Here is a 12,938-nt window from a genome sequence, read left to right as displayed (position 1 = left end):
ATTGCAGAGAAAAATATACTTTCTTGTCTGAATTCTGGTGATGATAGTCTCCTGTACTATCGTTTAATGATAACAGGAGAACATTATGCAGGCCGGTACCGGTTTTAAAAAACGTGGATATGGTCAGCACAATGGTCAGTGACAGGGTGCGTTCTGCTTACGGTGTCTCACAACCTGAAATGCCGAATGTCTGATTCGCAGGTGTCAACGATGAATGCATCTGCAAATAACAGCAGAGCATGGTTTTGACCACTGACGGAGAAATATTATGAAAAAGCATTTATTGTTTGCCCTCGCTTTTGCTCCTGTAGCTTCTTTGGCTGCAGTATCGGCGGACATCGAAGTTGTGTCCGATTATCGTTTTAACGGTGTGTCACAAACAGACAAAGGACCAGCGTTGCAGGGCGCACTGAATTACAGCCACACCAGCGGCTTATATGCCGGAACCTGGGCCAGTAATGTCGATTTTGGCGGTAACGATGATACCAATCTGGAGTGGGATTATTATCTGGGCTATTACCGCGATATCAATCCGGCCTTTGGTTTTGATGTTGGCTATGCCCAGTACACCTATCACGGTGCCAGCTATTCCGATGATTATAATTATGGCGAGTACTATGTCGGGCTGTATTTTAACGCCAATACCACCCTCTACTGGTATCACGCACCGGAATATTTTGGTCTGGATACCGACCATAATATTTTTAAACTGACACACAGTATGCCGCTTGGTGATTACACCCTGGCATTTTCTGCTGCGCACAGTGTATCCGGTGATAAGGATGTTTGGGCCTGGGATGAGAATGAAGCAGCCTATCAGTATGTTGAGGCTGCGGTCAGCCGCATGTTTCATGGTTTTGAAATAAAAGGAACGGTGATGACCACGACCATTGACGACGACTTTAACGACAATGGCGACAGTACCATCGTACTGTCGGTTAAACGCAGTTTTGAGCTGATGAAGTAAACCGTTCTGATGAAACGCTGGCTGCTGCCTTTACTGATGACACTGTTGTTCTCTGCTCAATCCGGTGCAGAGAACACGGTGTACCTGACCTCACTCAGCTGGCCCCCTTATTCTGATCCGCAGATGGCAGAGCAGGGCGCCAGTATTGCCGTGGCCAGAGCGGCTTTTGCAGCCATGGGCTATAAGCTGGTGGTCGATTTTTATCCCTGGCGGCGGGCGGTATATCTGGCTAAAGATCAGGAGAGTAAATACGCCGGCTATTTTCCTGAATATTACAGTGAATCCATTGCTCAGGAGTTTATTTTCTCGGCTGAGATGGGCAGCGGACCGCTGGGTTTTGTGCAGCCGGCGGCTAAACCGGTCAGCTGGTCGGAGCTGGCGGATCTGAAATCTTATCGGATTGGTGTGGTACAGGATTATGTCAACACTGCTGGCTTTGACAATATGGTGGCAGCAGGACAGCTGAAAGTCAGTGAAGTGATCAGCGATAAAAGCAATATTCAGAAAGCAGCCTTCAGTCGTATCGATCTCGCTGTCATTGATAAAAATGTGTTGGAATACAGTGTTAAGACCGACCCTGATCTTATCAAGCTGAAGGATAAAATCAGTTTTAATGACAAGCTTCTGGAAGATAAAAAACTCTTTATCTGTTTTAAGAAAAACCAGCAGGCAATCGCCGATATTTTTAATAAAGGCCTGAAAAAGATCGATGCTGCAAAAATTCAGGCAGATTATCTGGCCGGATTAAAATAAACCGCTCATACAATGAGTGTTTCTTTCAATAAAAACGGGCCTGATTAAGGCCCGTTTTTATTGATGCCAGTTCTGCCTGCTTCTCAGGCTGGCAGGTGATCTTTGATAATCTCGTACAGCTCCGGACGGCCCTGAGCGATTTCTTCGTTGCTCAGGCCTTCCAGCGAATGCGGATACTTCAGCCAGTCGCTGGTTTCGTGGATATAGTAATCCGGTACGCGGTCGGTCTGGTTGCGGTGCGGCTTATAGTAGGGCACGGCAACGCGGATATCGTGTGGGGTATTCAGGCGTGCGCGACGGCTCAGCTCGTTAATAATGGCTTCGATGGAACGGCCGCTGTCGAATACATCATCGACTATCAGCAGGCTGTCGCTGTGCTTAACGTTCTTCACCAGATAGTTCAGACCATGCACTTTGACCTCTTTGGCCTGCTGGTCGATACCCTGATAAGAAGAGGTGCGGATGGCAATGTTGTCGGTCTCTACGCCGTGGTAATCGAGGTATTCCTGCACCGCAATGCCAATCGGTGCGCCGCCGCGCCATACGGCAATCATAAAGGTCGGGCGGAAGCCGCTGTCGAGCACCTTGGCCGCAAGATGATAAGAATCTTCCAGCAATCCCTGGGCGGTTAGGTACAATTTGGCACTCATAATGATTCCGGCTCCCGTCGTGTTTCGAAACAACTCTTTACCTGACCAATTGGTCAGGTGCTATCATAACGCTCTGTTCCTATGCCTGTCACATAAGAGTACCTCATGCAGAAACGATTTTTGGACGAAGAAACGGTTATTCAGGATGCGTTCCGCCTCGGCGTGCAGATTTTTGAGAGCGGTTTCCGCCCGACCTTTATCGTTGGTCTCTGGCGTGGTGGCAGCTCGGTGGGCATCTATGTGCAGGAATGTCTGCAGACGCTGGGCGTGAAAACCGATCATATCGCGCTGCGTACCTCGTATCGTGGCCTGCCGGCCTATCAGAGTATGGTGCAGTCGCCGGAAGATATTCGCGTACACGGCACTCAGTATCTGGTGGAAAACCTCAATGTCGATGATGGCCTGCTGATTGTCGATGACGTATTCAGCACCGGTTATAACATCAGCGCGGTGATCAACCGTTTGCAGGGCAAGCTCAAACGTAATATGCCCAGCCAGGTAAAAGTGGCGACACTGTGGCAGCGTCCGGCGTATAACCGGGTCGATTTCAAACCCGATTTCTGTCTGCGTGAAACCGATGACTGGCTGGTATTCCCGTACGAGCTGAAAGGCCTGAGTGAGGAAGAAATCGCTGCCAATAAGCCCTGGGTTGAGCCTTTCCTGCGCAAAACAGAAGGCTGAGCCTTATACTCAGTATTAATAAAAGTTATGTACCAAGGCAGTCGTATAGTCTTGGTGAATGCTTTGATTCCTGCGACAATGCGCCCTTCAACACTGAAGGGTGATGTCTGTGAACCTCGATCGTATCGATCTTAACCTGCTGGTCTACCTCGATGTCCTGCTGCGTGAAGGCAGCGTAACCAAAGCGGCACAGCAGCTGGGTATTACTCAGCCGGCGATGAGCAACGGTCTGCGCCGCCTGCGCGAACTGTTTGGTGACCCGCTGCTGGTACGCACCTCCGACGGTATGACACCGACTGAGCGGGCACAGGAGCTGCAGCCGGTGATCCGGAAGGCGCTGGGCGAACTGGAAATGGCGTTACAGCCACTGGAAGAGTTTGACGCCCTGAGCAGCCACCGCGTGTTCCGCATTATGGTCAGCGATTACGCCGAATCCACGCTGGTGCCGGAGCTGGTAAAGCGCCTGCGTACCGAAGCGCCGGATATCATCCTCGACGTACTGACCCCCTCGGATGTGACCTTTAAAGACGTAGAAGCCGGTAAGGTCGATATGGCCATTAACCGCTTTGACGAGATGCCACAGTCTTTCCACCAGATGACTCTGTGGCAGGACGACTTTGTCTGTCTGATTAACCCCGATCATCCGGGGATTCTCAATTTTGATCTCAATGCCTATCTGGCTTCCAAACATATCTGGGTAAGCAAAACCGGTATGGGGGCTGGTGTAGGTATCGACCCTGAGAAAGTCATCCGTCTGGGCTGGGTGGATAACGCCCTGTCGAAGCTCGGGCATAAGCGTAAAATTTCGGTGTTTACCCGCCATTATCAGATGCCGGCGCTGCTGGCGCTGAATAATGATCTGGTGGCGACATTGCCGCGCAAAGTGGCCGATATGCAGGCCGAATCGGCCTCGCTGGTGGTGAAAGAGCCGCCGTTCAAAATCCCGCCGTTCGAGCTGAAAATGGCCTGGTCGCCGCTGCTGCAGCACCATCAGGCGCATCGCTGGTTACGCCGCACCATTGTCGATGTGGCGCAGTACTGCTGATTGCCGTTCGATCGGCCTTCGCTTGACGATAATCAACATCATGATCAGTTGTGGCGGGTTAGACTGCCACTACTGATTGTTGCTGCGGATCTGCTGTCATGACCATCGACTTCCGCGATTACCGCCCGCTGGCGTTAGCGCAAATGAACCGTGAACACGAAGAATTTGCCAACCTGCTGAACGAGGCCGAGCAGGCGTTGCTGATGGGGCGCGCAGGGCTGCCGTATTTACGCCGCGTGTATGAGCATTGTCAGCAGCACTTTGCACAGGAAGAGCGTGATATGGAATACCTGCGCTTTCCTGCCCTTGCATCCCACCGCCATGAACACCAGCGTATATTGCAGCAGTTTGCCGACGCCCTGGCAGGCTATGAAAACAGTGGCGATATGACCGCTGTACTCGAATTTTTAATGGATGTGATTCCAGACTGGTTTGGCCGGCATATGAACGATTACGACCGGGCGCTATCGCAGTTTTTAGTGCAGCAGGAACAAAAACAGGATCAGAAGCGGGCGCATTAACAGGCGGTTATTCACGGATAACCGCCAGCGCCGGATTATCCTGCAATAACGCGGCAATAATATCTTCTATCGCTTTATCCCGTTCCCGGGTATCGGCCTGCACAGGCAGGCTTAGCGAGCGGGCAATGGGGTAATCACCCTCTACGGCAATATAGCCGGGGCCGGTCAATACCTTACGGATATCAGCAGCAGCCAGTGTCAGTGCCGGGTGGTTAGCATGCGGAGCAATAAACAGTTGCCCATCGTCATAACGCAGCAGGGTTTTAACCCGTTGCTGCTGATGATGATGGCGTTTATGTTCCCACCACTGCAGCCACAACAGTAATGGCAGAGCCAGCGCAGTAACCGGCCAGAGAACGACCGGTGGCTGATCACTGCTGACCAGCCAGGCGACAAGAAAAGCGATGCTGTAATACAACAGCATTTGTAACATCCGCACCTGACGTGGGGCGCTGACGGTTAATTCGTAAGCCACCATAAACCTCCTTGTTAATATTGGCAGAATGCCGTTTTAATCCAGCGAGTTTAACCCTTGCTCAGCGAGATTAACTTTGGCCCAGCGAGCTTAATTGCAGTCCCAGGCAATGCTTTTCGCCTGCCGCGAGGGTAATTACATCGGCAAAGGCATTGGCGGTTTCTACACAAAACATCCGCATCCAGGCATCCGCTGCAAACTGGCTCAGACGCAGGCTTTTTTCAATATACGGGTTCCATACCACGGCACTGGCGCTGCCACGGGATTGCAGTAATAAACGTTGCTGCGGGCTGATTAAACGTAAGGGACGTGTGGCATCGTAAATACGGTCGGTTTCACCGTTAAAACGTACCGGCCCCTGCTGGGTTTTCTCGCACCAGCCTTCTAAGGTTTCGATATAACGCTCACCTTCAAAGCCCAATACCTGAGTGGCACGTACATCGTCGGTGGGGAAATAGGTATGCAACGCCTGGCTGAAACATACCGGTTCGGTTCCGTTATTCTGGCTGATTACATTAACCGCCAGACTGTCGGCGCGGAAAATAAACTGCGCCTCAACGTTCAGCTGCGCTGCCCATTGCGGATGCTGGCGATCATTTAATGTCAGCGTAATTTCTACCCGGTCGCAGGCCTCGTACAAATCGCTCAGCTGCCATTGCCGTGCCCGGGCAAAACCATGGGCCGGTGCCTGCTCCGGATCAGTAATAGCGGCTTTTACCGCCGCCGGATTCATCGCCGCATTACCAAACCACGGCCAGCATACGGGAATACCGCCACGTACTGATTGCCCCTGTTTGTATTCCGCCTGCTCGCTCAGCCACAGCCAGTTGCTCTCACCTTCAGGCGCGTAATGAATTAACTGCGCACCCTGTAATAACAGATCGGCGCTGAACTGCGGATGACGGATTTCCAGACAGGTCAGCTCATCACGCTGCACCGCTTTAACAAAAGGACTGTGGGCCAGTAATTCAGCCAGACAGGCGGCAGGAGCCGGGGAGTGGGATGACATGAAATACGCTACCTTGCAGAATCAGTTCAGTAACCGCCCGGTTATCAGGGCGCAGACAAAACATGAATGTAAACGATAAATGACACTATAATCGCACAATAATTTGCTCTGTGGTTATCCATTTGAATACTGTTCCTTTTGCCAAAAGCGTTTTGAAAGAAGCCCTGCTGACCGCTCTGGATGAAGAGATTAACGCGGCGCTCAATGCTGCCCGACAGGCACAGGAAACGGCATCGCATGAAGCGAATAAACCGGAAAATAAATACGATACGCTGGCGCTTGAAGCGGCCTATCTGGCCCATGGCCAGTCGGAGCGCATCCGTGAACTGCAAGAAACCCGCATTCGTATCGGTCAGTGGCCGGTACCTGACTTCAGCGACGATGATGCTATTGCCGCTGGTGCCTTGCTGCAGTTGCAGCATCCGCAACAGGAGGCACGATGGCTGTGGTTGGCTCCGGTGGGCGGGCGTCAACTTCAGGTTGCCGGGCAGAGCATACAGGTGATCAGCCTGCAGGCCCCGCTGGCGCAGCAACTGAGTCAGCTGGAAGTGGGTGATGAGCTGACCCTGAATGGCCAGCCCGGGTGGGAAATCAGTGCTCTGCACTGACAACTTCAGCCGAAATCACCCGGCTGGTAAGAGCCCACATCAGCACCAAATCCCACGGCAAAACGGTTCCAGCTGTTGATATTGCAGATGGCCAGCGTCAGGCTGGTAAGCTCTGCATCGCTAAAGGATTTCCGTACATCATCCAGAAGCTGCTCTGCCGGATGCTGTTGAGACAACAGCGTCAGGGCTTCTGCCCAGGCCAGCGCCGCCTGTTCACGCGGACTGAAAAAGGGTGCTTCACGCCAGGCGCTGAGCGTATACAGGCGCTGTTCACTTTCGCCTTCTGCGCGGGCATCTTTACTGTGCATATCCAGACAATAGGCGCAGCCGTTCAGCTGCGAAACCCGCAGTTTCACCAGTTCCAGCAGCGATTTTTCCAGTCCGCATTCTTTCAGATATTGCTCACCGGCCATTAAGGGCTTCATGGCGGCGGGGGCCGCCTGGTAGTAGTTAAGACGCTGAGTCATAAGGCTCTCCTTATTGCGTTTGGTTAATCGTAATGAGGTTGAAATACCTGTGCAGAGTAACGGCCAGCTCCCGGCGGTAATTGTAAAAATACGACATGCGCAAGGCTTTTACGGTGCTGTGAGGCGCTTGGGAGGTTTGTTAGACTGGCAAGAACCGCCGCCTGCAATGCAGCGGCAGAACCGCTGCATGGGGATGGCAATGGCACAGCACCTGAATCATCTGGGATTCCGGTTTTTCCGGCCAACAACGGCATTACAGCCGCTGGTTCAGTGTTATTGGCATATCCGCTGTCATGTGGGGCAGTCGGCACTGGCCGATGAATTTCTGCATCCGGAAGGGGGTTCCGGTGTGGTGTTTAATTTTGCTGATCCGCTGATTTTCAATGGCCAGCCTTATCTCAGCCCCTGTCTGTTAATTGGTCCTGCGCAACGTACCGGTACCCTGACACTGAGCGGTCAGGTCGATGCTATTGGCGTGCGCTTTTATCCTGGTGCGGCACATGCATTTTTTCAGCTGCCGTTGTCCGAGCTGCATGGTTGTCTGTTACCGGTAACGGATCTGCCTTTGGAAGCAAGCTGGCAGCAGGTGTGGGAAGCGGGGCCGGCGGCAGAGCGGGTGCAACAGATTGAACTCTGGTTGCTGCGTCAGCTGGATGTGCAGATTCAGGCAAAAAATCCGCTGCTGGCGGTGCTGCCTTCATTGCCAGACAGCGGGCAGTTTTCTACCGCCGATCTGGCCCGGCGTATGGCGCTGGGAGAGCGTCAGGTTGAGCGATTATTCCGGCAATGGGTCGGACTGACACCGAAACAGCTGGCCCGTATCCGGCGTGTTCAGCATGCACGGGAATTACTGAAAATTCCGCAAACGGATCTGACCGGCACGGCCTATAACGCCGGCTATTTTGATCAGGCACATTTTATTCATGATTTTAAACAGGTGGTGGGCCTTACCCCCGGACAGTACCGGCAGCGACTGAAGCAGCGCGATCGTTTGGAGTAAGCCGGGCGAAAAACAGCGGGTTTATTGCGGTACAAATAAAAGCGCCGGTTATTTAACCGGCGTTTTGTACGGCTCAGCGGCAGTTTAACCCCCAACCGTTAAAACGGATTATTCTTGACACCTCTTAATAATTCAGCTCCGGCTTACTGCAACGTTCAGATCAGGGTGCTTTTATTCAGTGAGGCGGAATATCGGCGCTGTGCTTCTGTGTTGTGCGGTTTTTAATGAGACTGAACAGGGCATAAAGGTTCACAAGATTCAGGCTGGCGACGACTGTACAGAACAGATAACCAAAGAGCAGGGCATCGCCGAATAAAAAAACAACGATAACACTGAAATAAAGTAACCATCCACCTGCTGCTAACTGTGCGATGTTGTTCAACAGCTTCATCCGGTAAGACACGGGGTTGATCAGGTTAATGAACAGCGGTGCAAAAAAGGTAATAATTAACAGGAATGCTTCAATGAGATCGGTCGAAATCTGCGACATGATTTTATCGTAGACAACGTAGGTTTCTGTCACCCTTTCGCGGCTCAGTTCGTTGACCCCCTCACCTCCGCCATTGGGTGTCAGTACGATCATCCTCGTGCATTGAGAGAGTGGTGCAAACATAAATGCGATGATTATGACGGTCAGTATCGTGCGTATTTTTCTCATAATGCTCCCTGAACGCCGTGTTCTTTTTATGTTCGGCAGGAAAAATCCTGAATATTTAAAGCGGTTTCTGATACCGCTATCCCTGCCTTATCACTGGGTTATTGAAGGTAAGGGTATTGAAGGTGAGGGTACTGAGGTTGCCGGGTTCAATCAATGCCAGAAAGAGTGATTAGCAGAGATGGCTGGGTATCTGCAGATCTGCCACGGCACACAACGGGGAAAAACAGCGGAGAGTGTGTAGTACAGCATGGTTACCCGCTCCGGCACTCCGTTATACTGCGTCTGCTATCAGAAACCAGGAGCCAGTCATCAGGATGAAAACAGTCGTTGTATTGGGCGGTTATGGAAACTTCGGTAAGCGCATTTGTGAAACTCTGGCGCAGGACAGCGGTATCCGCTTACTGTGCTGTGGACGTCATTCTGATAAAGCCCGTGCTCTGGTTGCTCAGTTGCAGCCGTCAGCCAAAGCAGAATTACAGGCCGTTGTGCTGGATATCAACGCGGCCGATTTCCGCGCACAGCTGCAGGATTTAACGCCGTTTCTGGTGATTCATACCGGTGGTCCTTTTCAGGGGCAGAATTATCGTGTTGCCGAAGCCTGTATTGCGATTGGTGCGCATTATCTGGATCTTGCCGATGACCGTCGTTTTGTCTGCGATATCACCTTACTTAATAAACAGGCCGAAGACGCCGGAGTGCAGATCATCAGTGGTGCCAGCTCGGTACCGGGCTTGTCGTCGGCGGTTATTGAACATTATCAATCACGCTTCCGCCAGATCGACAGCATTGATATTGCTATCGCACCGGGTAATCAGGCTGAACGCGGTGAAGCAACGCTGCGTGGCATTTTGTCGTACACCGGCCGTCCTTTTTCGGTGTTTGAACAGGGAGGTGGTCGTACGGTGTATGGCTGGATGAATTCCCGGCGTAAATATTTTGGCCCAGAGTTAGGATGGCGCTGGCTGGCGAATGTGGATGTGCCCGATCTGGAACTGTTCCCGGCGCAATTTGCGGTTACTGAGCGGGTGCGCTTTCAGGCCAGTCTTGAGCTGACGTTTCTGCATTTTTCGATGCTGGCGATGGCCTCACTGGCGCGTCTGCGCCTGATTAAAAACTGGGCACCGGCAACGGCGCTTATTTATCGGATGAGCCATTGGTTCAGTAAACTGGGCAGCGCTGATGGTGCGATGCAGATTGATATCGCCGGGTTAAATACGCAGGGTGCAGCCAGCAGGCTTCGTTGGCGTCTGGAGGCTTATGATGGTATTGGCCCTTTTATCCCCACATTGTCGACCATTATCATCGCCAGACAATTGCTGGCAGGGCAGGTGAATCCCGGTGCCAGAGCCTGCAGCGGTGAATTTTCGCTGGCGGAATTTTACCCTTATGCACAGAGCTTAGGACTGGTGATCAGGGAGGAGCAGGGTGACTGATTATTTTCTGCTGAAAACGCTGCACATTCTCTCGGCGGTCGTATTAATGGGCACCGGCAGTGGCATTGCTTTTTTTATGTTAATGGCGGTTCTCAGCCGCAGTCAGGAAACAATCCGTCATGTCAGCCGGATCGTTATTCTGGCGGATTGGTTGTTTACCGCTCCGGCGGTTGTTGTACAGCTGTTATCCGGATTATTACTGATGTCTCTGCTGAATGTCAGTTTTACCTCGCCGTGGTTTCTGACGGTCGCTGCGCTGTTTATATTGATTGGTTGCTGCTGGCTGCCGGTGGTCTGGATTCAGTATCAGTTGCACCGCGAAGCCTGTATGGAAAATGGCTTTTTAAGCGTACGCTTTAAACGTCTGATGCGACTCTGGATTGCATTGGGAATACCGGCATTCGCTGCCATGCTGGTGCTTTTCTGGTTGATGGTGGCCAAGCCTCTGGCGGTAATATGACGGCATTACAGCAAACGTTCGGTCGCTGGACGCTGAGCCTGCTTTGGCTTATTACGGCGTTGGTGTCGGTCGCGACGGCGCAGGATATTGGTCTGGTGATCTTACAGCAGGGTGGCGTCGCCGATGCTCTGGCTCCCTGGCTGCTCTATGGTGGCAGTATTGTAGATGCGCTTTTAGGACTCTGGCTGTTACTGCCCTGGGCGCAACGTCTGTGTTTTCAGATACAGCTGATCACTATTGCGGTTTATAGCGTACTGCTGTCGGTTATTGCTCCTGAGTTCTGGTGGCATCCGTTTGCGCCGGTGGTTAAAAACCTGCCGATTATGGTACTTATCTGGATTATGATGCCAGGAAAATCAATATCCTGATTGCGGTCAGCGCGACGTTTTATTCATAGTGTGCTCTGTTGTGCTCTATTGTGCTCAAGCGGGGATACAGTGCCTGCCTTAAAATAAAAAACCGCCGGTTGTTCGCAACCGGCGGTTTTTTATTGAACGTCTTAAACGGTTCAGTGTTAAAGCACCGCTGAATTATTTATTCAGCGGTGCTTTAAAAGTACTGAACTTATTTACCGCCTTTCAGCACGTGATTAATACGCGCCTGAGTTTCTGGTGTGCCCAGCAGGCCGGAGAATAATTCCATCTCCAGTTTAACGGCTTTATTTACACGCTCACGGTGGCCTTCGGCTCGACCCAGCTTTTTAATGGCGCGGATCGAATCCTGAGAATTTTTCAGTAATTCGTTGGCGGTGGCCATCGCTGTTTCCAGTGCTTTGCCGTCTTCCACAGCGGCGGTTAACAGACCCCATTTTTCGGCTTCGGCTGCGGTGAAGAAACGGCCGGTGTAAAGCAGCTCGTTGGCACGCTTAGGACCAATGGCTTCAGACAGCAGTACCGAGCAGGCACCTTCAGAAGTGACACCGATTTTGGCGAATGGCAGGCTATAACGGATGCTGTTACCGGCGTAAGCGATATCGGCATGCAGCAGCATGTTGGCGCCAATACCAATGGCCACACCTTCCTGCGCCATAATCAGGGGCTTTTGCAGACCGGCGAAGGCATCAAAAATGCCGGCAACACCTTCCTGAACGGCAGGCAGATCGCCGCCTGGCAGCAGGTCGGCCAGATCGTTACCGGCGGTAAAACGGCCTTCGGCACCGGTCATCACGATGACTTTAACCTCATCGTTGGCATCGCTGTCGTGCAGGGCGGCGATAACATCTTTGTAAGTCTGTACGCGGATGGCGTTCAGTACTTTCGGGCGGTTCAGAGTAATCACGGCAATGCCGTTTTCCAGACTGTAGATAATGTCCTGATACATAGGGAAGATCTCATCGGTTCAGTATGGCGGGCATGATGGCAAACCCGGAATAACAGAGCAATGATCAATATGCACAGATTACTGGTTGAAACCGAGGTCTGGCGTTTATTGCCGTTGGCACTAACGGCCGGAATTCTGGTCAATCCTGATGCGGGTAAGGCTATGGTTATGCCTTATGATGCTCAGATATCCGCTGACCATTAACGAAAGGAATCTCAGGGTATGAACAGGATGCAGACATTCAAATGGTTGCCCGGCGTAACGCTGCTGGTCTTCATACTGGCCACGGTGCAGGTTAATGCCGGGGAGGGCAGCGCCGCGGCTTTCCGTCAGGAGCTGGTGGCCGCGGCATTGCAGCGTACGACTCAGCAGGTGCGCTATGACGGCGCTTACCAGAAAATTGCCTATCCCAATGGTGATGTGGCGCCAGGCATTGGTGTGTGCACCGATGTGGTGATCCGCAGCTACCGCGCCCTGGGGATCGATTTACAGCAACGGGTGCACGAAGATATGGTGGCCGATTTTGCCGCTTACCCGTCGCGCCGCATCTGGGGTATGACCCGTACCGATACCAATATTGATCATCGCCGGGTGCCGAATTTACAGGCGTTTTTTCAGCGTAATGGCCAGACATTAGCCGTCAGTGATAACCCGGCCGATTATCAGCCGGGGGATCTGGTGACCTGGATGCTGCCGGGCAACCTGCCGCATATTGGTGTGGTCAGCGACCGTTATGCGCCAGGCTCCAAGACGCCGTTAATCGTGCATAACATCGGCGCCGGTCCGGTGCTGGAGGATATGTTATTTCGTTACCGGATTACCGGGCATTACCAGTACCTGCCGCAGAGGAGTGGGGAGTAATTACTCCCCGTTACCGGCTGTTCGCAGAAT

Annotated in this window: 18 protein-coding genes; 12 read left to right on the top strand and 6 right to left on the bottom strand. The window is 52.2% G+C overall.

Annotation, left to right across the window (positions count from 1 at the left end):
* Window positions 1–268 precede the first annotated feature (268 nt).
* Window positions 269–967: a TorF family putative porin gene (locus HUF19_RS12200; protein ID WP_260996882.1), complete on the top strand. Its 699-nt coding sequence runs from the start codon at window positions 269–271 to the stop codon at window positions 965–967.
* A 9-nt stretch (window positions 968–976) separates the two neighbouring features.
* Window positions 977–1,720 (top strand): substrate-binding periplasmic protein, encoded by a 744-nt coding sequence (locus HUF19_RS12195; protein ID WP_260996881.1) that lies wholly within the window; start codon window positions 977–979, stop codon window positions 1,718–1,720.
* Between the two features lie 83 nt (window positions 1,721–1,803).
* Here HUF19_RS12195 and HUF19_RS12190 read toward each other — a convergent pair whose 3' ends face one another.
* Window positions 1,804–2,370, bottom strand: coding sequence for a phosphoribosyltransferase (locus tag HUF19_RS12190; RefSeq protein WP_260996880.1), 567 nt, complete (start codon window positions 2,368–2,370; stop codon window positions 1,804–1,806).
* 105 nt (window positions 2,371–2,475) lie between these two features.
* Between HUF19_RS12190 and HUF19_RS12185 the strand changes: the two genes are divergently transcribed.
* The 3 genes from HUF19_RS12185 to HUF19_RS12175 all read left to right on the top strand — a co-directional run bounded on the left by HUF19_RS12185 (window position 2,476) and on the right by HUF19_RS12175 (window position 4,617).
* The gene (locus HUF19_RS12185) at window positions 2,476–3,051 is read left to right on the top strand and encodes a phosphoribosyltransferase (protein WP_260996879.1); all 576 of its coding nucleotides are present in this window, start codon (window positions 2,476–2,478) and stop codon (window positions 3,049–3,051) included.
* Window positions 3,052–3,160: 109 nt separating this feature from the next.
* Entirely contained in the window at window positions 3,161–4,096 is a 936-nt protein-coding gene (locus tag HUF19_RS12180; protein ID WP_145469312.1) for a LysR family transcriptional regulator, read from the top strand.
* 98 nt (window positions 4,097–4,194) lie between these two features.
* Entirely contained in the window at window positions 4,195–4,617 is a 423-nt protein-coding gene (locus tag HUF19_RS12175; protein WP_260996878.1) for a bacteriohemerythrin, read from the top strand.
* A gap of 7 nt (window positions 4,618–4,624) precedes the next feature.
* Here HUF19_RS12175 and HUF19_RS12170 read toward each other — a convergent pair whose 3' ends face one another.
* Together HUF19_RS12170 and HUF19_RS12165 are read right to left on the bottom strand one after the other, a co-directional pair.
* Window positions 4,625–5,095 (bottom strand): hypothetical protein, encoded by a 471-nt coding sequence (locus HUF19_RS12170; RefSeq protein ID WP_260996877.1) that lies wholly within the window; start codon window positions 5,093–5,095, stop codon window positions 4,625–4,627.
* Between the two features lie 67 nt (window positions 5,096–5,162).
* Entirely contained in the window at window positions 5,163–6,101 is a 939-nt protein-coding gene (locus HUF19_RS12165; RefSeq protein WP_260996876.1) for a D-hexose-6-phosphate mutarotase, read from the bottom strand.
* Window positions 6,102–6,223: 122 nt separating this feature from the next.
* Between HUF19_RS12165 and HUF19_RS12160 the strand changes: the two genes are divergently transcribed.
* Window positions 6,224–6,709 (top strand): hypothetical protein, encoded by a 486-nt coding sequence (locus HUF19_RS12160; protein WP_260996875.1) that lies wholly within the window; start codon window positions 6,224–6,226, stop codon window positions 6,707–6,709.
* A gap of 5 nt (window positions 6,710–6,714) precedes the next feature.
* On the opposite strand, the gene HUF19_RS12155 is transcribed toward HUF19_RS12160, so the two are convergent.
* Window positions 6,715–7,176 carry a carboxymuconolactone decarboxylase family protein gene (locus HUF19_RS12155; protein ID WP_260996874.1) on the bottom strand — a complete coding sequence of 154 codons (462 nt, stop codon included), beginning with the start codon at window positions 7,174–7,176 and terminating at the stop codon, window positions 6,715–6,717.
* A gap of 199 nt (window positions 7,177–7,375) precedes the next feature.
* Between HUF19_RS12155 and HUF19_RS12150 the strand changes: the two genes are divergently transcribed.
* Window positions 7,376–8,176, top strand: a complete 801-nt coding sequence (locus HUF19_RS12150; RefSeq protein ID WP_260996873.1) for a helix-turn-helix transcriptional regulator — start codon at window positions 7,376–7,378, stop codon at window positions 8,174–8,176.
* Between the two features lie 175 nt (window positions 8,177–8,351).
* On the opposite strand, the gene HUF19_RS12145 is transcribed toward HUF19_RS12150, so the two are convergent.
* Complete coding sequence (locus HUF19_RS12145; protein ID WP_260996872.1) at window positions 8,352–8,834, bottom strand: hypothetical protein; 483 nt, start codon at window positions 8,832–8,834, stop codon at window positions 8,352–8,354.
* A 314-nt stretch (window positions 8,835–9,148) separates the two neighbouring features.
* Here HUF19_RS12145 and HUF19_RS12140 point away from each other — a divergent pair, with 314 nt between their 5' ends.
* From HUF19_RS12140 to HUF19_RS12130, 3 genes are read left to right on the top strand one after another with little or no spacing between them, the layout of a single operon-like run.
* Window positions 9,149–10,267 carry a saccharopine dehydrogenase family protein gene (locus tag HUF19_RS12140; RefSeq protein WP_260996871.1) on the top strand — a complete coding sequence of 373 codons (1,119 nt, stop codon included), beginning with the start codon at window positions 9,149–9,151 and terminating at the stop codon, window positions 10,265–10,267.
* The gene (locus HUF19_RS12135; RefSeq protein ID WP_260996870.1) at window positions 10,260–10,727 is read left to right on the top strand and encodes a DUF2269 family protein; all 468 of its coding nucleotides are present in this window, start codon (window positions 10,260–10,262) and stop codon (window positions 10,725–10,727) included. Before HUF19_RS12140 ends, HUF19_RS12135 begins: the two co-directional genes overlap by 8 nt.
* A complete protein-coding gene (locus tag HUF19_RS12130; protein WP_260996869.1) occupies window positions 10,724–11,095 on the top strand; it encodes a DoxX-like family protein in 372 nt (123 codons plus the stop codon). Before HUF19_RS12135 ends, HUF19_RS12130 begins: the two co-directional genes overlap by 4 nt.
* 196 nt (window positions 11,096–11,291) lie before the next feature.
* Here the strand turns inward: HUF19_RS12130 and HUF19_RS12125 are convergent, their stop codons facing one another.
* Window positions 11,292–12,047 (bottom strand): enoyl-CoA hydratase/isomerase family protein, encoded by a 756-nt coding sequence (locus tag HUF19_RS12125; protein ID WP_260996868.1) that lies wholly within the window; start codon window positions 12,045–12,047, stop codon window positions 11,292–11,294.
* A 60-nt stretch (window positions 12,048–12,107) separates the two neighbouring features.
* Between HUF19_RS12125 and HUF19_RS12120 the strand changes: the two genes are divergently transcribed.
* Both HUF19_RS12120 and HUF19_RS12115 read left to right on the top strand, forming a co-directional pair.
* The gene (locus HUF19_RS12120) at window positions 12,108–12,251 is read left to right on the top strand and encodes a hypothetical protein (RefSeq protein WP_260996867.1); all 144 of its coding nucleotides are present in this window, start codon (window positions 12,108–12,110) and stop codon (window positions 12,249–12,251) included.
* Between the two features lie 18 nt (window positions 12,252–12,269).
* Window positions 12,270–12,908, top strand: coding sequence for a DUF1287 domain-containing protein (locus tag HUF19_RS12115; RefSeq protein ID WP_260996866.1), 639 nt, complete (start codon window positions 12,270–12,272; stop codon window positions 12,906–12,908).
* Window positions 12,909–12,938 lie beyond the last annotated feature (30 nt).

Origin of the sequence: Thalassolituus hydrocarboniclasticus (genome assembly GCF_025345565.1) — a bacterium.
Classification (GTDB): Bacteria; Pseudomonadota; Gammaproteobacteria; order Pseudomonadales; family Oceanobacteraceae; genus Venatoribacter; species Venatoribacter hydrocarboniclasticus.
Note: the sequence above shows the minus strand (reverse complement) of the source record. Positions and strands in the feature narration are given on the sequence as shown.

Excerpts from the sequence above, each read along its gene's own strand:
- HUF19_RS12200 (WP_260996882.1), top strand. The coding sequence starts at position 269 with ATGAAAAAGCATTTATTGTTTGCCCTCGCTTTTGCTCCTGTAGCTTCT.
- HUF19_RS12195 (WP_260996881.1), top strand. The coding sequence starts at position 977 with ATGAAACGCTGGCTGCTGCCTTTACTGATGACACTGTTGTTCTCTGCT.
- HUF19_RS12190 (WP_260996880.1), bottom strand. The coding sequence starts at position 2,370 with ATGAGTGCCAAATTGTACCTAACCGCCCAGGGATTGCTGGAAGATTCT.
- HUF19_RS12185 (WP_260996879.1), top strand. The coding sequence starts at position 2,476 with ATGCAGAAACGATTTTTGGACGAAGAAACGGTTATTCAGGATGCGTTC.
- HUF19_RS12175 (WP_260996878.1), top strand. The coding sequence starts at position 4,195 with ATGACCATCGACTTCCGCGATTACCGCCCGCTGGCGTTAGCGCAAATG.
- HUF19_RS12170 (WP_260996877.1), bottom strand. The coding sequence starts at position 5,095 with ATGGTGGCTTACGAATTAACCGTCAGCGCCCCACGTCAGGTGCGGATG.
- HUF19_RS12165 (WP_260996876.1), bottom strand. The coding sequence starts at position 6,101 with ATGTCATCCCACTCCCCGGCTCCTGCCGCCTGTCTGGCTGAATTACTG.
- HUF19_RS12155 (WP_260996874.1), bottom strand. The coding sequence starts at position 7,176 with ATGACTCAGCGTCTTAACTACTACCAGGCGGCCCCCGCCGCCATGAAG.
- HUF19_RS12150 (WP_260996873.1), top strand. The coding sequence starts at position 7,376 with ATGGCACAGCACCTGAATCATCTGGGATTCCGGTTTTTCCGGCCAACA.
- HUF19_RS12145 (WP_260996872.1), bottom strand. The coding sequence starts at position 8,834 with ATGAGAAAAATACGCACGATACTGACCGTCATAATCATCGCATTTATG.
- HUF19_RS12140 (WP_260996871.1), top strand. The coding sequence starts at position 9,149 with ATGAAAACAGTCGTTGTATTGGGCGGTTATGGAAACTTCGGTAAGCGC.
- HUF19_RS12130 (WP_260996869.1), top strand. The coding sequence starts at position 10,724 with ATGACGGCATTACAGCAAACGTTCGGTCGCTGGACGCTGAGCCTGCTT.
- HUF19_RS12125 (WP_260996868.1), bottom strand. The coding sequence starts at position 12,047 with ATGTATCAGGACATTATCTACAGTCTGGAAAACGGCATTGCCGTGATT.
- HUF19_RS12120 (WP_260996867.1), top strand. The coding sequence starts at position 12,108 with ATGATCAATATGCACAGATTACTGGTTGAAACCGAGGTCTGGCGTTTA.
- HUF19_RS12115 (WP_260996866.1), top strand. The coding sequence starts at position 12,270 with ATGAACAGGATGCAGACATTCAAATGGTTGCCCGGCGTAACGCTGCTG.